Genomic DNA, 15,872 nt, shown 5'->3' on the forward strand with positions numbered 1-15,872 from the left:
GAGGGGCGGTCGACAACCCGGAGCACGGGTCCGATCTCGACGCGGTAGCCCGTCATGCCTACGGGCGCATGTCTTTCGTCGAACGAATCTGTTACGGGCCATTGACGCCTGTCGCGCCGGGGTGATCTGATCGCGCTCTCAGAGAATCTTTCATCTTTCGATGGTTGGGGGCCCCATGCCCAGGTTCCGGCGTACCGCGCTCGCCGCGGGACTAACGATCGCCATGGCCGCGTTGTCGACCGCCGTCGCGCTGCCCGCACCCGCGTCCGCCGCGTTGCCCACCGCCGCGGTGGCACTCGGGGACAGCTTCATCAGTGGCGAGGGCGCCGGGGCGTACACCCCGGTCGTCGACGTCAACGGAGTCAGCCAGGGCTTCCCCGGTTGGACCGCGGCGAACAACAACGCGTTCTTCTGCCACCGCTCGGCGAACGCCTCGCTCAACCAGGCCAACCTGCCGGGCATCCAGAACCGGTTCAACCTGGCCTGCTCCGGTGGTCAGCCACACGACATCGCCAACGCCTCCCAGGCGCGCACGAACGGTCGTACCGTCGCCTCGCAGCTCAGCCAACTGCGCGCCGTCGCGCAGACCCAGGACATCGACCTGGTGCTGATCGGCCTCGGCTCCAACAACAGCTCGTTCACCTTCGGCAGCGTCGCCGAGAAGTGCGCCAACCGGTTCATCGCCGACGCCTGGACCGGTTGGTGGGAGTTCTGGGCGTACCTGAACGGGCCGGTGGAGCAGAAGCCCTGCAGCGACGCCGACCTGGCCACCGCCGCGCAGCTCAGCGCCGCGACCGCGGAGACCACCGCGGCCGTACGCCAGATCCTGACCACCCTCGACCAGGTGGACGCGGACGGGCAGCACCGAGTGGTGTTCCAGGACTACACGAACCCGCTGCCGCTGGACCTGAACCAGCAGTTCCACGAGGAGGACAGCCGGGACGACACCCGGGACAAGTTCCGTGACCTGGGTGCCGAGCGGTACGCGGCCGGTTGCCCGATCCACCGGGCCAGCCTGGCGCCGGGGCATCGCTTCTCCCAGGGTCTGGGCAGCATCGTGAAGTCCACCCGGGACACTCTGGCCGCCGAGTTCCCCGCCGACGACCTGGTGTACCTGAGCGTGCAGCAGGCCTTCAACGGTGCCCGGCTCTGCGAGCAGACCAGCAGCCCGAGCGGCGCGCTGGCCACTCCGATTCGGCTGCAGGACGGCGCGAGCGGCACCTTCGTCACCAGCCTGGCCGGCAAGGACAAGATCGCCATCCAGCGCATCGCCAACACCTGCGTCACCTACTTCCAGACCTGCCAGGAGTCGTGGCACCCGAACGCCACCGGGCACCAGGTGCTCGGCCAGTGCCTGAGCGGCGCGGCCTCCACCAGCGCCCGTGCGGTGGCCTGCGTGCGGGCCAGCAACGGGGCGATCTCGGTCTCCTGACCGCAGCGTCCATCGGAGGGCTCCGCCGTGCGGCGGGGCCCTCCGTCGCGTCCGTCGAGCGCGCGGCACGTCCGCCCACCGCTGTCGTCGCCCCCACGGCCTACTGCTACCCGCCGGTAACGTCAGGTCGTAGGCTGGGCCGGTGAACGGGGACCCGGAGTACGCGCAGGAGTTCGTCGACGTCGACGGTGGCCGGTTGGGTGTGCAGGTCTATCCGGAGCCGGCCGGGGTGCCGGGCGCGCCGGTGGTGGTGATCTGGCCCGCGATGGGGGTCCGGGCCCGGTACTACCGGCCCTTCGCCGCCGCGCTGCGCGCCGCCGGACTGGCAGTGGTCGTGGCCGACCTGCGCGGCACCGGGGCGAGCACGCCCGCGCCGAGTCGGGCGGACCGGCACGGTTACGCCGACCTTGCCAGCGACGTCGGCGCCGTCCTGGCCGCCCTCAAACCACGTCTGGACGGACGCACCCGGCTGCTCCTCGGGCACTCGCTCGGCGGGCAGGCCGCGCTGCTGCACCTCGCCCTGCACGGCAGCGACGAGGTGGACGGGTTGGCGCTGGTCGCGGTCGGCATCCCGTACTGGCGGAGCTACCCGGGCCGGCACGGCCTCGGCGTACTGCCCTACACCCAGGGGATCGCCGCCACGGCGGCGCTGCTCGGGGTCTGGCCGGGCTGGGGCTTCGGCGGTCGGCAGGCACGCGGCGTGATCCGCGACTGGGCCCACACCGCGCGGACCGGTCGGTTCCCCCGGCTCGACGGTACGGACACCGAGGCCGCCGTTCGCGCGATGCGGACCCCGGTGCTGGCCGTCAGTGTGGACGACGACCAGTTCACCCCGCACGAGACAATGGACCACCTCTGCGCGAAGCTCGCCGACGCGCCGGTGACCAGGGAGCGGTACACAGTGGCGCAGGCCGGTACGACGTTGGACCACTTCACCTGGGTCCGCTCCAGCGTCCCGCTGGCGCGGCGGATCGCCGGTTTCGTCGGCGACCTGCCGCCCCGCTGAGCCGTACCGGCCGGTCGGCTCACTCGTCCTGGTCCAGCGGCACCAGTTCACCGTCGCGTTCCACCTGGATCTCGGCGTGCTCCTTGCGGGGTGCGACCTCTGCGGTGTTGCGGTGTGGGTCGTTGTCGGGGTGCATGAGCACCGCGTCGGTTTTGGGGGTCTTCTCCCGGCTCTCGTCCGGCTGCGACATCGCGTTCCCCTCTCGTCGGCGTCGCTCGGGATCTACCCGCCACCGGGCGAACGACTCCTGCTCGGGGCAGGTCGACCCGCCGACGCCACGGATGTCCGGTAGCGGCCCTCCACCACGCGGAGCGGCCCACCCGGGGCGGGGTTAGCCGCCCGACCGGCGGGTAAGCCGCACCGCCCGACACGGCGGAAGGGGATCACATGTCCGAACGGCATACCGCACTGCGCTCGATGCACGATCTGGGCCTGGCGGCCTGGTTCGGGGGCTCCCTCATGGGTGCCTTCGGCGTCAACGGCGCAGCTGCGAAAATCAGCGACTCGACCCAGCGGCTCCCGGTCGCCTCGGCCGGATGGTCCAAGTGGACACCGGTCAACGCGGCCGCGATCGGCGCCCACCTGGCCGGCGCCGTCGGCGAGCTGGTGACCGAGAGCCCACGGGTGGCGGCCCAGTCCGGCGTGGGCCGGGCCAGCGCCATCAAGACCGCGTTGACGATCGGCGCGCTGGCGGTCACCGGCTACAGCCGATTGATCGGCATGCGGTTGGAGAAGGCGGGCGGTCCGTCGGTGAGCGGCGCCACCGAGCCGAATCACCAGACTCCGGCCAGCGTGGCCTCGTCGCAGCGGCAGATGAAGCTGCTCCAGTGGGCCATTCCGGCGCTGACCGGGACCCTGGTCGTGGTCACCGCGTACATGGGTGAGCAGCAGAAGCCCGGCCAGGTGTTCCGCGGGATGCTCGGTCGCGCCGGTGGGATGAAGGGCGCCTCGAAGGGCATGATCAAAATGGCGGGAATGAGCAACGGCAAGCGGCCGATGGCGATGGCCGGACGCTGAACGTCGGGCCGGCCGGCGTCCCGCCGCCACTTCGACGGCGGGGCGCTGGCCGGCCTGCGGCGCGCACCGGAACGATGACGGGTCACGCGCGCGGCGGCGCGCCGGCGACAGGTCGTGCGCCGCGCCCGGGCCGGCGGTCCCGGCCCGAGGACGGCACATCGTCCGCCGTAGCGGCGGACCGACGAGCGGGGTGGCCATGACGGCGCACAAGGGACGCAGCGGTGACAACGACCGGCTTCAGCCGGAGGCGACCAAGCCGTGGGGCACCGGCGACGGCTTCGACGCCGACGCGCCCTGGGGCACTGACGACGACTCACCGATGGACGAGGGCAGCGAGGAGACCGCGGTGCCCGAGGGACGGCGCGGGGAGCGACGCGCGGGTGCTCCGGCGGGTCGGTCGGACCCGGCGGGACGACACGGTTTCGGCTCGGTCGAGCCGACCCGTACCACGATGGCCGGACCGGGTGCCCCACCCGATCCCGCCCCCAGCGGCCGAAGCTTTCCCGACGACGCGGACATCGGCGAGTCGACCCAGGACGCCCTGCGCAGCCGGGGACGGCGGTCCTGAGCGGACCGGCGTCAGGCCGGGCGACCGGTACGGCGATCAGCCGGTCGCCGGGACGGCCTGCTCGACGAGCATCGTCTCGGCGAGCAGTTGTGCCAGCCGGGTGGCGTCGCGCTGGGCCTGCCCGGCGCAACAGTTGTTGAACAGCACGTGCAGCTCGTCGGGGAGATCAGCGAACTCGGCCAGCCGTCCGGCCCAGTGCCGCAGCTCGTCCTCGGCGTACGCGTACCGGAACTTTTCCTGCTTGTCGCCCTCGCCCCAGGCATCGCTGTGACCGTGAAACCTGACGATCGCCGGCTCCGCCGTCATGGTCAGGATCGGCGGCACCGACGACGGGTGCCCCTGTGGCATGTCGACGCAGACCACTGACAGGTCGTGGGCACGTAGCAGGTCCAGAGTGTCCCCCGCGGCGTCGTCGTCCAACCAGGAGCCGTGCCGCAGCTTCACACCGACGCGCCACGGGCGGCAGCGCTGCGCCAGCTCGATGATCCGGCGTTCGGCTGCGGGGCTGCGCACCAGCCACGGCGGGAACTGCAACATCACCACACCGAGCTTGCCGGCCGCCGCGATCGGGTCGAGGGCCGCGCGGAACCGGGCCCACAGCTCGTCGTACGCCGGCTCCGGCAGGTCTCGGCGACGGATCCGGCTCGGGCCGCTGGCCGGTCGCAGGTCCCGGGGCAGCACGGCGACCGGTGTCGGGTGACCGGTGAAGAGGCTGAACGCCTTGACGTCGAAGGTGAAGTCGTCAGGTGTGGCGTCCACCCAGCCCTGGGTCGTCTCCGGCACCGGGATGGCGTAGTAGGACGTGTCCACCTCGACCATCGGGAACTGGCTGGCGTAGAAGCCCAGTCGACGGGCCGGCGTGCTGGCCGAGCGTGGGTACCACCCGGAGCGCAGTAGGGACTGGTCCGCCCAGGACGACGTGCCCACCTTAATCACACCCATGTCATTCAGTGGACCGCCACCGGCGCGGATCGGCAACCGCTGGCGGTTCTTCCGTCGAGGAGGTGTCGTGCCCGGAAAGTGTCGGTGCATCGCCCTACGGTGGCACCGGGTGGACATCAACGAAGGGTGGCGGCATGACCAGCACTGAGCAGCTCACCGGTGAGCGCGCCGACCTCCTGCAGGCACTCCGCAGGCACCGCGGTTTTCTCCTGCAGACGGTCGACGGGCTCACCGACGAGCAGGCGGCGAGCCTGCCCACCGTCAGCGGGCTCTGCCTCGGGGGCCTCGTCAAGCACGTGTCCGGCGTCGAGCACCGGTGGATGCTCTTCGCCGTCGGTGGCGCGGAGGCGATGGGCCGCGAGGAGATCGACTGGGTCGGTCAGTTCCAGATGTTGCCGGGCGAGACCCTGGCGGGCCTGGTCGCGCGCTTCCAGGAGGTGGCCGCCCAGACCGACGAGTTGACCGCCACCCTCGACCTGGACGCGGCACACCCGCTGCCGCAGGCGCCGTGGTTCGAGGCGGGAGCGAGTTGGACGGTCCGCCGGGTGCTGCTGCACCTAATCGCCGAGACGGCCCAGCACGCCGGGCACGCCGACATCCTGCGGGAGTCGATCGACGGCGCCAAGACCATGGGCTGACTCCGACGCCGACCGTCGCCGGGCCGAGGGGTGCCGCACCCCCTCAGCGCAGGCGGTGCCGGCGTTCGGTGGTCCGATCTCTCGCGTAGGCGTCGGAGTGACCCCAACGGCCCGGGATGTCCAGCAGCTCCAGCCGACCGAAACCCTCCGGCACCGCCGGGTTCACCAACAGGTTGTCGCCGGTGGGTCGCAGCCCCAGCATGGTGCCGAGCAGCATCAGCAACGCTCCCGACGCCCACGCCTGCGGGCGGCAGCTCGTCGTCAACTGCACGGGGTAGGTCGTCAGGTCGCGCGCGTAACCGGCGATCACTCCCGGCGCCGCGCCGCCCAGCGTCTGCGCCATGTCGAAGATGCCGTCCGCGATCCGGGCCGCCTGCGCGTCGAGGCGGTAGCGGCGCAACCCGGCGGCGATCAACGCGTTGTCCGACGGCCACACCGCGCCCAGGTGCGTGCCCACCGGGTTGTACGTGCGCTGCCCCGCTGCGAACGTGCGTACTCCCCACCCACTGAACAGTCGCGGCCCGACCAGGTGCTCGGCGACCGCCTCCGCACGGTCGTCCGCGACGATCCCACTCCAGAGCAGATGCCCGATGTTGGAGGCCAGCGCATCGACCGGTTCGCCGTACGGGTCGAGCGCCAACGCGTAGTACTCCCGGTGTGGCAGCCAGAAGTCCCGGTTGAAGCGCTCCTTCAGCGCTGCCGCCTCCCGTTCCAACCGGTCGGCGTACGCGGGGTCGCCCCAGAACTCCCGGGCCAGCCGGGCGCCACGCCGCTTCGCGTCGTACGCGTAGCCCTGCAACTCGCAGGTGGCGCGGGGGAAGGCGGGTTGCCGACCCTCGGCGTCGACGATGGCGTCCGGGGAGTCCTTCCAGCACTGGTTGATCGTGCCGTCGCGCTCGTTGCGACTCTGGTAGCGCAGGTAGCCGTCCCCGGTCAGGTCGCCGTACTCGTCGATCCAGTCCAGAGCCATCCGGGCCGGGTGGCGCAGCTCGCGGACCAGGTCGGCGTCACCGGACCAGCGCTCGTACTCGTCGAGCAGCACGACGAAGAGCGGTGTGGTGTCCGCCGCGCCGTAGTAGAGCGCGCTCGCCCGGTCGCTGAACGCCCCCGTCTCGCCGTAGCGGAGCTGAGCCAGGATCTTGCCGGGCTCCTCGTCCAGCGCGTCGTCGAGTTGCCCGCCCTGCATGAGCGCCAGCATCCGTAGCGTCGCGGGAGCCAGTTCGGGGGTGAAGGCCATCGTCTGGAGGCAGGTGATGATCGCGTCCCGCCCACACAACCCCATCGCCCACGGCAGACCACCGATCGGCACCCGCTCGCGGTACGACAGCGGCCTGTAGCGCAGCGCCGCCAGGTCCGCGAGACTGCCCTGGTAGAGCTCCTCCAGGCCCTTGCGTTCGGCCACCAGCTGCGGTGCCCGGTCCAGCCACTGCGCCAGGTCCTCGCGCATCCCCGTCCGCACGGTCTGCTGGTGCGACTGGAGGTCGGCGCGGAGATCCCGGCCGTCCTCGCCGCCCATCGTCACGCTGACGTGCAGGTCGGTCTCCCACTTGCCGTCGGGTGCGACCCGGATCCGGAACGTCATCCCCCGCTCGTCCACCTCGGCGGGGACGGTGGTGCGCACTGTGGTCTCGCGCACGAACCGGTCCCGCTGGTAGCGCAGCACGAGCCGCTGCCTCGCCGGGTCGGCGCTGACCTCGACGGCCCGCCGCCGGAGCTGCCCGACCTCGATGATGTCGGTGAAGTCGCTGGCCATCTCCACCCGGACGGTGAACTCGGCGGGCTCCGACGAGTGGTTGAGCACTGTGATGTTCTCGTGGAGGCAGTCGTGCACCGAGCGGTGCCTGATGATCGACACGTCGGCGTCGACGTAGTGACTCGCCGCACCGGGGACCAGGAAGAACCGGGTTTCGAAGTAGGTGAGGTCGTCGCGGGAGAGCGCGTTGATCCGTTCGCCGTCGATCCTGAGCACCCAGTGCGACAGAAACCGGGTGTCGTAGGCGAAGAGCCCGAGCGGAACCTGCGGATCGGCCTCGATGTCGCCCTGGGCGTCGCTGATCGCGAACAGGTTGCCGGCGATGACGTGCACCTGTTCCTGCTTCACGACCGCTCGTTCCGAGCTGTCGTCGCGGCCCGGCCAACCAACGCGGCACGGCCCAGCTCGTGCGGATGACGGGCGCCGTACGGTCCGGAGAAGATCCGCCGCAGCAGCATCAGCAGTTGCATGTTGCCCTGCACCGTCAGCTCGTTGCGCAACAGGCCCGCGCCCGGGTGCAGCTCACCACGGGCCATCCGGTCGAAGACCGCCCGGTCAGCTCGCACCACCAGCTCGGCGTCGTCGGCCGAGCGGGTCACCCGGACTCGTTGGTCGGCGATGGTCAGGTGCCAGTGATCGGTGCTGCCGTCGTCGCGGACGTCCAGCCGCAGCGTCCCGGCTGTGGTCTCCGGCAGGTCGGGCCGCCGACCGGTGTCCAGCTGTCTCAGGTACTGCTCGGCCGTCGCGCCCATCGGGTCCCCTCCCCACGGTTTCCCGCAGGATCACCCGCGTCGGGGTGAGCCCGGCTCACCTGAAGAGGGTGAGGGGCGCGTCAGTCGGCCTCGATCAGGCCGCGTACGTAGGCGGCCTGGCCCACGTGTTGCAGGTCGTCGTCGACGATGCTGACCAACCGGACGCCGAGGGTGACCGGCGGGTCCCACGCCTCGTCGACCACGCGGTCCAGGTCCGCCGGGCCCAGACCGGCCAGGAAGCTTCCGGTACGCGCCGCGACCGCCTGGTAGTAGTCGATCAACGCCTGCGCGCTCTCCGGCCGCACGGCGGCGACCTGAGCGGGCGAGTGCCCGTAGCCGGTGTTGTCGGGGTCGGCGGCGAGCCCGAACCGACCCGCCCAGTCGCCGCTCACCCAGATCTGCTCGGCGTCGAGCAGGTCGGCGACGTGGTGGTCCTGCACCCGGGTGAGGTGCCAGACCAGCCAGCCGACCGAGTTGACGCCCGGCCCGGGCTGGTGGCGCAGTTGCTCGGGGCTGAGGCCGTCGACGGCCGCGCGGACGAGGTCGGGCAGCCTGTCGTACGCCTCGGTCAGCAGGTCACTCACGTCCACGGGTACGCCTTCCTGGTCGGTTTTCCAACAGGTACCGCCGCACCGGGGCACGCAAACCTCGGCCGCTACGGTGATCGAATGGTCGCCGCGGTGGAGTTGTACCTGGACCCGGACGCCACCCGCCGGATCCGGGTTCTCTGGGACGCGCTGGAGGCCGAGGGGGTGCAGAGCATGCGCTCGCTGCTGGAGCAGCGCCACCGTCCGCACGTCTCGCTCATGGTGGCGCCCCGTTTCGATCCGGAGCAGGTCGCCGAGGCGCTACAGGGGACGGTGGTGGCCGCCCCGCTGCGGCTCGACTTCCAGCACGCCGGTCAGTTCGTCGGTCGGGTGCTCTGGCTCGGCCCGGCGCCCACCCCGGAGTTGCTGGCGCACCACCGGCTGGTGCACGACCGGCTCGCCGGCGCCGGCATCGCCCTCGCCGCGCACTACCAGCCGGGGCGGTGGGTGCCGCACTGCACGCTGTCCATGCGCGTGCCGAACACGCTGATGGCCGCCGCGGTGCGCCGCTGTCTGGAGGTGTTGCCGCTGGCCGCGACAGTGGTCGGCGCGGCGCTCACCGACCACGCGCGTGGCATCGCCCACCCGCTGCCTTGACCACGCCTCGACCGTCGAGGCGTAATGTCCGGTTTGGCGGGCGACAGTCGGAAACCCGAAAACAAGCGGTGCGGATGCGGCCGGGCGTGGGAAGGTTCGAGTGGCTGTCGTACCGGTGGTGGGCTGCTCACAGGCGGTCCGCCCGGCCGGTGTGGCGCGAGGTCACCCCGCGCCACCCACGGCGGCTTCGACGAGGAGAGGCAGGGCCCATGCAGGCTCAGCGCAGGCCACCGCGCACGGAGCGGAGCCAGACCCGGGACGACCGGACCGGCGGCGGAATGACCGGAGCGGCCACACCACTGACGATCTGGGCGGCCGCCGTACTGCTCGGCCGGATCAGTGCCGGCGACGACGACGTCGAGGACGAACGGCACATCCTGCGCGGCATCGAGTGATCCCGGCCGCACGGCTCAGAGCCAGCCGCGCCGCTTGAAGATCACGTAGAGGGTGCCGCAGACCAGCAGCATCAACAGCAGCGCGAAGAGGTAGCCGAAGCGCCAGTTCAGCTCCGGCATGTGGACGAAGTTCATGCCGTACACGGTGCCGATGAGCGTGGGAGCGAAGAGGATCGCCGCCCAGGAGGAGACCTTCTTCAGCTCCTCGTTCTGGCTGTAGCTGGCCGCGGTGAGGCTGCGCATCTCCTCGTTCTGCTGCTGCGAGACGAGGGTGGCGTTGACGGTGAGGATGTTCTGCAACAGGTGCCGGAAACCGTCCACCCGCTCCACCACCTGGGTCAGGTGGTCGGTCACGTCGCGCAGGTAGCGGCGTAGCTCCTCGTCGGCGCTGGCGCTGCCGGCGCCGTCGGCCAGCGCGTCGAGCACGCTGAGCAGCGGGCGGGCGGCCCGCTGGAACTGGATGACCTCGCGGCTGAGCCCGTAGATGCGGCGGCTGGCGTTCGGGTCGCCACCGAACACCTGCGTCTCGATCTCGTCGATGTCGTTCTCCAGTCCGGCCACCACCGGCGCGTACCCGTCGACGACCTGGTCGAGGATCGCGTACAGGACCGCCTCCGGCCCTCGGGCGAGCATCTGCGCCTCGGTCTCCAGCCGCCGCCGCACCGCGGCCAGGTCGGGCGCCTCACCGTGTCGGACGGTGACCACGAAGCCCGGGCCGATGAACAGGTGCAGTTCGGAGAACTCGACCTCCTCGCGGAGGTCGTCGTAGCGGGCGGCGCGCAGGACCACGAACAGGGTGTGCCCGTACCGCTCCAGCTTGGGCCGCTGGTGGGCGTTGATCGCGTCCTCGACCGCCAGGTCGTGCAGCCGAAACTCTCGGGCCAGCGAGGTGATCTGCTCGATGTCGGGCCGGTACAACCCGATCCAGGCCATCGCGCCGTCCTGCTCCTGGAGGCAGCGGTACGTCTCGGCGAGGCCGGACGGCGAGGCGAACCGGTGCCCTCGGATGTAGACCGCGCTGTCCACCAGGCCGCCGTGGGACGCGGCGGGTGACTCCGTGGACGGCGGCACACCGACTCTCGTCTCGTACTCGTCGAGTTGGCGGCCGAAGCCACCACCCGGGCGGAAGCGACGGCCGCCGACCATGCCCTGTCCCCTCCCCCGGTGCCGTCCCCACCAGCCCGGGGCGCTGCTTCCCCGCTGTCCCGGGCCCTGAAACCCGCCGCGTCGTCGGCTGGGTTCCGCGCACCGGCAGACGAGGGCGGCCCGTCGGGCGGATACTCACGGTGACCGTGGGCGGGACGACGGGGGACGCGCCGGTGACTGCCGACAGACGCGCCGGCCGGTTGCGGGGGTGGCTGCTCGACGCCGGCTCCGACCAGGCCGTGCAGCACCCGGGGCCGCACGGGCGCCCGCCGGAGCACCGGCACCACCCGTGGTGGAAGGTGATGTGCCTGACCGGGGTCGACTACTTCTCCACGTTGGGTTACCAGCCGGGCATCGCGGCGCTGGCCGCCGGGGCGCTCTCACCGGTGGCGACCCTGGTGCTGGTGCTGGTGACTCTGCTGGGGGCGCTGCCGGTCTACCGGCGGGTGGCGGTGGAGAGCCCGCACGGTGAGGGTTCCATCGCGATGCTGGTACGCCTGCTGAGCTACTGGCCGGGCAAGTTGCTGGTGCTGGTGCTGCTCGGTTTCGCGGCCACCGACTTCATCATCACCATCACCCTCTCGGCCGCCGACGCGACGGCGCACATCGACGAGAACCCGTTCTGGCCGACCGGGCTCAAGGGTCACGAGGTGCTGGTCACGCTGCTGCTGGTGTCGCTGCTGGGCGCGGTGTTCCTCAAGGGATTCACCGAGGCCATCGGGATCGCCGTCGTCCTGGTGGCTGTCTATCTGACGCTGAACGCGGTGGTGGTGGCCGACGCGCTGTGGCGGGTGGCGACGCATCCGAGCGCGCTCGGCGACTGGACCACCATGCTGACCACCGGGCACGGCGATCCGTGGCTGGTGGTCGGGCTGTCGCTGTTGGTCTTTCCGAAGCTGGCGTTGGGTCTGTCCGGCTTCGAGACCGGGGTGGCGGTCATGCCGAGCGTACGGGGTGACCCGCAGGACTCGGAGGCACGACCGCTGGGCCGGATCCGTGGCGCCCGCCGGCTCCTCACCACCGCGGCGGTGATCATGAGCGTCTTCCTGATCACCAGCAGCGTGACGACCACCGTGCTCATTCCGCCGGAGGCCTTCCAGCCGGGCGGGCCGGCTAACGGGCGCGCGTTGGCCTATTTGGCGCACGCCCACCTCGGCGAGGTGTTCGGCACCATCTACGACCTGTCCACCATCGGAATCCTCTGGTTCGCCGGGGCGTCGGCGATGGCTGGTCTGCTCAACCTCGTTCCGCGCTACCTGCCCCGCTACGGCATGGCGCCGACCTGGGCGCGAGCCGTCCGGCCGCTGGTGCTGGTCTTCATCGCCGTGGCGTTCCTGATCACGATCCTCTTCGAGGCCAGCGTGGACGCGCAGGGCGGCGCGTACGCCACCGGGGTCCTGGTGTTGATCACCTCGGCCGCGACGGCGGTGACGCTCGCGGCGCAGCGTCAGCGTCAGCGCGGCCGCACCATCGCGTTCGGAGTCATCGCGGTGATCTTCGTTTACACCACGGTGGCGAACGTCGTGGAACGCCCGGACGGCGTCAAGATCGCGGCCTGTTTCATCGGCGGGATCATCCTGGTGTCGGTGCTGTCCCGGGTGATGCGGGCCTACGAGCTGCGCGTCGACCATGTCGAACTGGACCACGCCGCAGCCGGCATGATCGACGAACGCGCCGGGCGACGGATCCGCCTCATCGCGCACGAACCCGACCGGCGCGACGAGGCGGAGTACCGCGCCAAGCTGGCGCAGACCATGGCGGACAACGACTTTCCCGACGACGGAGACGTCATCTTCGTCGAGGTCACTGTCACCGACCCGTCCGACTTCGAGACCGAGTTGCTGGTCCATGGCAGTGTGGTCGACGGCCGCTTCCCGGTGCTCAGCCTGGCCAGCTCATCGGTGCCCACCGCGCTCGCCGCCCTGCTGCTGGAGATCCGTGACCGCAGCCGTCGGCGCCCCCACATCTACTTCGAGTGGTCCGAGGGCGGCCCGACCCGCAACTTCCTGCGCTACCTGGCGTTCGGACAGGGCGCCATCGCCTCGGTGACCCGGGAGATCCTGCGCCGCCAGGAGCCCGACCCGCACCGTCGACCCCACGTGCACGCCGGCTGACCTGCGAGCCGACAGCCCGTCGCGCACCGTGAGCGTGGTCATAACGACTGGACGATCCACCCGTTCCTGCTGCTAGCCTCGGCGCAGGTCATGAGTGCCAGCGCGAAGCCCCGGCTCGCTGGCCGGCAACCCTCCTCCGCGGTGGGGTGCCCCGGGTGAAGACCAGGCACCGGCAGGACGTCGGTGCAAGCGTGGCCTGGCACCCAGGTCAGCACAGACCCGGGAGAACCATGAGCATCCTCAGCACCACCCCACCCACCGACGTCGCGGACTCCCGCACCGGTCGGCCCTCGCCCGCACTGATCCGGCGACGGCACGTGGACATGATGCGAATGTGCAGCGCCGCCTGTCGTCGCGGCACCGCGCTCTAGCACCCCCTTCCCCAGCTCCTTCCCACCGGTACGCCCATCGGGCGCGCCGTCGGTGGCGCACGTCCGTGCGCGCCGAGACACCACCCTTCGGAGACACCAGTGCGACTCCTTCCTGCCCTGACCCGCGTCGCCGCCCTTGGCGCTGCCACGATCCTTGCCGCCACCGCCCTGACCGCCTGCGGCGACGACGGTTCGTCCGACGCCACCGCCAACCCGTACCGCCTGGCCCAGGCGGGTGTGCTGCGTGCGGGAACGCTGACCGACGCCCCGCCGAACGTGTACCTCAAGGACGGCACGTTCACCGGCTTCGACAACGACCTGCTGACCGCCGTGGCCGGCAAGCTCGGCCTCACCGTCGAGTTCGTCGGCACCGACTTCTCCGCGCTACTCAGCCAGGTCAACAACCGCAAGTTCGACGTGGGTAGCTCCTCGATCACCATCACCGAGGCCCGCAAGAAGACAGTCGACTTCGGCAACGGCTACGACTTCGGCTACTTCGGCCTGGACGTCCCGGCCGGCTCGCCGATCACCGGCTTCGACCAGCTCACCGGCAAGCGGGTAGTGGTGGTGCAGGGCACCGTCCAGGACGACTACGCCACCGGCAAGCAGCTCAACCCGGTGCGGGTGCCGGACTACAACGGCGCGATCAACCAGCTCAAGGCGGGCACCGCCGACGCCTGGATCGCCCCGGCGGAGATCGGCGAGAAGTCGGCCACCGACAGCAACGGCAAGATCACCGTAGCGGCCAAGCAGCTCAGCCCCGCACCGACCGCGTACGCCGTGGCCAAGGGGAACGACAAGCTGCGCGAGGCGCTGAACAAGGGCCTCGACGAGGTTATCGCCGATGGCACCTGGAGCCGGTTGCAGGCGCAGTACTACCCGGGCCGGCCGATCCCGGCGGACTTCACGCCGGGCAGCGGCACTGTGAAGGCCCCGTCCGCGTCAGCCACCGCGTCGGTCGCGCCGTCGGCGTCCGCGTCGACGGCGTCCTGAGCCGGTGACGAGCGAGCAGGGCGGTAGGAGGAGCGACCGATGGATCCGTTGAGCACCCTGTGGGAGACCTTCTTCGACTGGGACGCGATGCGCGAGGCGCTGCCCGAGATGCTGACCGTCGGGTTGCCCAACACGCTGATCCTGGCGGTCTCCGCCGCCCTGCTCGGCTCGGTGCTGGGCCTGTTGCTGGCCGTCGCCGGGATCTCCCGCAGCCGCTGGCTGCGCTGGCCGGCGCGGGTCTACACCGACGTGTTCCGAGGGCTTCCCGCCGCGGCGACGATCCTGCTGATCGGCGTCGGGTTGGCCCCGCTGGGCATGCAGGTCTGGGGGCCGGATCCCTACCCGCTGGGCATCCTGGCGCTGTCGCTCATCGCCGCCGCGTACATCGGGGAGATCTTCCGCTCGGGCATCCAGTCGGTGGAGGCCGCCCAGTTGGAGGGCTCGCGGGCGCTCGGCTTCTCCTGGGCAGACTCGATGCGGCTGGTGATCATTCCGCAGGGCATCCGGCGGGTGCTGCCGGCCTGGGTGAACCAGCTCATCGCGCTGATCAAGGACTCCAGCCTGGTCTACTTCCTCGGCCTGGTGGCCAGCCAGCGGGAGCTGTTCCGGATCGGGCAGGACTACGCGGCCACCACCGGCAACGAGTCGGCGCTGCTGCTGGCGGGGCTCTGCTATCTGGCGTTGACGGTCCCGCTGACGCACGTCGTGAACTGGATCGACAGGCGGCTGCGCAACGGCCGGCCGGCCACCGCGTCGACCGAAGAGGACGACGACATCGCGTCGTACGCCGCGACGGAAGGAGATCGGCGATGACCACCGCCACGACGACCTCGGTCAGCCTCGACGTACGCGATGTGCACCTCGCCTTCGGACCGAACCGGGTGCTGCGGGGCGTCGACCTCTCGGTGCCCCGGGGCGCGACGGCGTGCGTCATCGGGCCGTCCGGGTCGGGCAAGTCCACCCTGCTGCGCACCATCAATCGGCTGATCGAACCGGACCGGGGCGACGTGCTGCTGGACGGGCGCAGCGTGCTGGACGACGACCCGGACGCCCTGCGGCAGCGGGTGGGCATGGTGTTCCAGCAGTTCAACCTCTTCCCGCACATGAGCGTGCTGCGCAACGTCACGCTGGCGCTGCGCCGGCTGCGCCAGCTCGGTGCGGACGAGGCGGAGACCGTCGCCCGGGCCCAGTTGGAATTGGTGGGGCTGGCCGGCAAGGCGAACTCACGGCCGGCGCAGCTCTCCGGTGGTCAACAGCAGCGGGTGGCGATCGCCCGCGCACTGGCGCTGCGGCCCGAGGTGATGCTCTTCGACGAGGCCACCTCGGCACTCGACCCGGAGTTGGTCAAGGGCGTCCTCGGGGTGATGGCCGACCTGTCCGCCGCCGGCATGACCATGGTGGTGGTGACCCACGAGATGGGCTTCGCCCGGCAGGTCGCCGACACCGTCGCCTTCATGGACCGGGGCGTGGTGCTGGAGGCCGGCCCACCCGAGGCGATCTTCGAACGGGCCGAGCATCCGCGGCTTCGCCGGTTCCTCGACCAGGTGCTCTGAGCCGACGA

General features: G+C 71.0%; 18 protein-coding genes and 1 riboswitch. Of the genes, 12 read left to right on the plus strand and 6 right to left on the minus strand.

The genetic code is table 11. The features are described 5' to 3' along the window. Positions 1–175 precede the first annotated feature (175 nt). Positions 176–1,432 (plus strand): hypothetical protein, encoded by a 1,257-nt coding sequence (locus OG992_RS10830; protein WP_238686303.1) that lies wholly within the window; start codon positions 176–178, stop codon positions 1,430–1,432. A gap of 142 nt (positions 1,433–1,574) precedes the next feature. Next, the gene (locus OG992_RS10835) at positions 1,575–2,438 is read left to right on the plus strand and encodes an alpha/beta fold hydrolase (RefSeq protein ID WP_266303137.1); all 864 of its coding nucleotides are present in this window, start codon (positions 1,575–1,577) and stop codon (positions 2,436–2,438) included. A 19-nt stretch (positions 2,439–2,457) separates the two neighbouring features. On the opposite strand, the gene OG992_RS10840 is transcribed toward OG992_RS10835, so the two are convergent. Then, entirely contained in the window at positions 2,458–2,628 is a 171-nt protein-coding gene (locus OG992_RS10840) for a hypothetical protein (protein WP_158629581.1), read from the minus strand. A 197-nt stretch (positions 2,629–2,825) separates the two neighbouring features. On the opposite strand from OG992_RS10840, the gene OG992_RS10845 reads away from it, so the two are divergent. Together OG992_RS10845 and OG992_RS10850 are read left to right on the plus strand one after the other, a co-directional pair. After that, a complete protein-coding gene (locus OG992_RS10845) occupies positions 2,826–3,455 on the plus strand; it encodes a hypothetical protein (RefSeq protein ID WP_210784097.1) in 630 nt (209 codons plus the stop codon). A gap of 196 nt (positions 3,456–3,651) precedes the next feature. Continuing rightward, the gene (locus tag OG992_RS10850) at positions 3,652–4,023 is read left to right on the plus strand and encodes a hypothetical protein (protein WP_210784096.1); all 372 of its coding nucleotides are present in this window, start codon (positions 3,652–3,654) and stop codon (positions 4,021–4,023) included. A gap of 36 nt (positions 4,024–4,059) precedes the next feature. On the opposite strand, the gene OG992_RS10855 is transcribed toward OG992_RS10850, so the two are convergent. Continuing rightward, positions 4,060–4,965 carry a DUF72 domain-containing protein gene (locus tag OG992_RS10855; RefSeq protein ID WP_266303138.1) on the minus strand — a complete coding sequence of 302 codons (906 nt, stop codon included), beginning with the start codon at positions 4,963–4,965 and terminating at the stop codon, positions 4,060–4,062. A 134-nt stretch (positions 4,966–5,099) separates the two neighbouring features. Between OG992_RS10855 and OG992_RS10860 the strand changes: the two genes are divergently transcribed. Then, entirely contained in the window at positions 5,100–5,603 is a 504-nt protein-coding gene (locus OG992_RS10860) for a DinB family protein (RefSeq protein WP_238686306.1), read from the plus strand. Positions 5,604–5,646: 43 nt separating this feature from the next. On the opposite strand, the gene OG992_RS10865 is transcribed toward OG992_RS10860, so the two are convergent. The 3 genes from OG992_RS10865 to OG992_RS10875 all read right to left on the minus strand — a co-directional run bounded on the left by OG992_RS10865 (position 5,647) and on the right by OG992_RS10875 (position 8,698). After that, a complete protein-coding gene (locus OG992_RS10865; protein WP_266303139.1) occupies positions 5,647–7,704 on the minus strand; it encodes a glycogen debranching N-terminal domain-containing protein in 2,058 nt (685 codons plus the stop codon). Further along, entirely contained in the window at positions 7,701–8,108 is a 408-nt protein-coding gene (locus OG992_RS10870; RefSeq protein WP_238686308.1) for an SCP2 sterol-binding domain-containing protein, read from the minus strand. The genes OG992_RS10865 and OG992_RS10870 overlap by 4 nt, the downstream gene beginning before the upstream one ends. A gap of 80 nt (positions 8,109–8,188) precedes the next feature. Further along, positions 8,189–8,698: a DUF664 domain-containing protein gene (locus tag OG992_RS10875; RefSeq protein WP_266303140.1), complete on the minus strand. Its 510-nt coding sequence runs from the start codon at positions 8,696–8,698 to the stop codon at positions 8,189–8,191. A 78-nt stretch (positions 8,699–8,776) separates the two neighbouring features. Between OG992_RS10875 and OG992_RS10880 the strand changes: the two genes are divergently transcribed. Next, on the plus strand, positions 8,777–9,292 hold the full coding sequence (locus OG992_RS10880) for a 2'-5' RNA ligase family protein (RefSeq protein ID WP_266303141.1): 516 nt from the start codon (positions 8,777–8,779) through the stop codon (positions 9,290–9,292). Between the two features lie 209 nt (positions 9,293–9,501). Then, positions 9,502–9,687 carry a hypothetical protein gene (locus tag OG992_RS10885; protein ID WP_238677098.1) on the plus strand — a complete coding sequence of 62 codons (186 nt, stop codon included), beginning with the start codon at positions 9,502–9,504 and terminating at the stop codon, positions 9,685–9,687. 15 nt (positions 9,688–9,702) lie between these two features. On the opposite strand, the gene corA is transcribed toward OG992_RS10885, so the two are convergent. Further along, positions 9,703–10,833 (minus strand): magnesium/cobalt transporter CorA, encoded by a 1,131-nt coding sequence (gene corA, locus OG992_RS10890; protein ID WP_238686311.1) that lies wholly within the window; start codon positions 10,831–10,833, stop codon positions 9,703–9,705. A 173-nt stretch (positions 10,834–11,006) separates the two neighbouring features. Here corA and OG992_RS10895 point away from each other — a divergent pair, with 173 nt between their 5' ends. The 5 genes from OG992_RS10895 to OG992_RS10915 all read left to right on the plus strand — a co-directional run bounded on the left by OG992_RS10895 (position 11,007) and on the right by OG992_RS10915 (position 15,864). Further along, positions 11,007–12,947, plus strand: a complete 1,941-nt coding sequence (locus OG992_RS10895) for an amino acid transporter (RefSeq protein WP_238686312.1) — start codon at positions 11,007–11,009, stop codon at positions 12,945–12,947. A gap of 86 nt (positions 12,948–13,033) precedes the next feature. Then, positions 13,034–13,145: riboswitch (SAM riboswitch) on the plus strand. A gap of 32 nt (positions 13,146–13,177) precedes the next feature. Then, positions 13,178–13,318: a hypothetical protein gene (locus OG992_RS10900; protein ID WP_266303142.1), complete on the plus strand. Its 141-nt coding sequence runs from the start codon at positions 13,178–13,180 to the stop codon at positions 13,316–13,318. A 99-nt stretch (positions 13,319–13,417) separates the two neighbouring features. Then, positions 13,418–14,311, plus strand: coding sequence for an ABC transporter substrate-binding protein (locus OG992_RS10905; RefSeq protein ID WP_266303143.1), 894 nt, complete (start codon positions 13,418–13,420; stop codon positions 14,309–14,311). A 39-nt stretch (positions 14,312–14,350) separates the two neighbouring features. Continuing rightward, positions 14,351–15,124: an amino acid ABC transporter permease gene (locus OG992_RS10910; protein ID WP_266303144.1), complete on the plus strand. Its 774-nt coding sequence runs from the start codon at positions 14,351–14,353 to the stop codon at positions 15,122–15,124. After that, a complete protein-coding gene (locus OG992_RS10915) occupies positions 15,121–15,864 on the plus strand; it encodes an amino acid ABC transporter ATP-binding protein (RefSeq protein WP_238686316.1) in 744 nt (247 codons plus the stop codon). The genes OG992_RS10910 and OG992_RS10915 overlap by 4 nt, the downstream gene beginning before the upstream one ends. The last annotated feature ends 8 nt before the right edge of the window (positions 15,865–15,872 follow it).

The organism is Micromonospora sp. NBC_00362, from assembly GCF_026342155.1.
GTDB lineage: Bacteria > Actinomycetota > Actinomycetes > Mycobacteriales > Micromonosporaceae > Micromonospora > Micromonospora hortensis.

Bases quoted from the DNA above. Each gene is read 5' to 3' on its own strand.
- OG992_RS10830 (WP_238686303.1), top strand. From the start codon at position 176: ATGCCCAGGTTCCGGCGTACCGCGCTCGCCGCGGGACTAACGATCGCC.
- OG992_RS10845 (WP_210784097.1), top strand. From the start codon at position 2,826: ATGTCCGAACGGCATACCGCACTGCGCTCGATGCACGATCTGGGCCTG.
- OG992_RS10880 (WP_266303141.1), top strand. From the start codon at position 8,777: ATGGTCGCCGCGGTGGAGTTGTACCTGGACCCGGACGCCACCCGCCGG.
- OG992_RS10855 (WP_266303138.1), bottom strand. From the start codon at position 4,965: ATGGGTGTGATTAAGGTGGGCACGTCGTCCTGGGCGGACCAGTCCCTA.
- OG992_RS10885 (WP_238677098.1), top strand. From the start codon at position 9,502: ATGCAGGCTCAGCGCAGGCCACCGCGCACGGAGCGGAGCCAGACCCGG.
- OG992_RS10870 (WP_238686308.1), bottom strand. From the start codon at position 8,108: ATGGGCGCGACGGCCGAGCAGTACCTGAGACAGCTGGACACCGGTCGG.
- OG992_RS10900 (WP_266303142.1), top strand. From the start codon at position 13,178: ATGAGCATCCTCAGCACCACCCCACCCACCGACGTCGCGGACTCCCGC.
- OG992_RS10910 (WP_266303144.1), top strand. From the start codon at position 14,351: ATGGATCCGTTGAGCACCCTGTGGGAGACCTTCTTCGACTGGGACGCG.
- OG992_RS10860 (WP_238686306.1), top strand. From the start codon at position 5,100: ATGACCAGCACTGAGCAGCTCACCGGTGAGCGCGCCGACCTCCTGCAG.
- corA (WP_238686311.1), bottom strand. From the start codon at position 10,833: ATGGTCGGCGGCCGTCGCTTCCGCCCGGGTGGTGGCTTCGGCCGCCAA.
- OG992_RS10850 (WP_210784096.1), top strand. From the start codon at position 3,652: ATGACGGCGCACAAGGGACGCAGCGGTGACAACGACCGGCTTCAGCCG.
- OG992_RS10915 (WP_238686316.1), top strand. From the start codon at position 15,121: ATGACCACCGCCACGACGACCTCGGTCAGCCTCGACGTACGCGATGTG.
- OG992_RS10840 (WP_158629581.1), bottom strand. From the start codon at position 2,628: ATGTCGCAGCCGGACGAGAGCCGGGAGAAGACCCCCAAAACCGACGCG.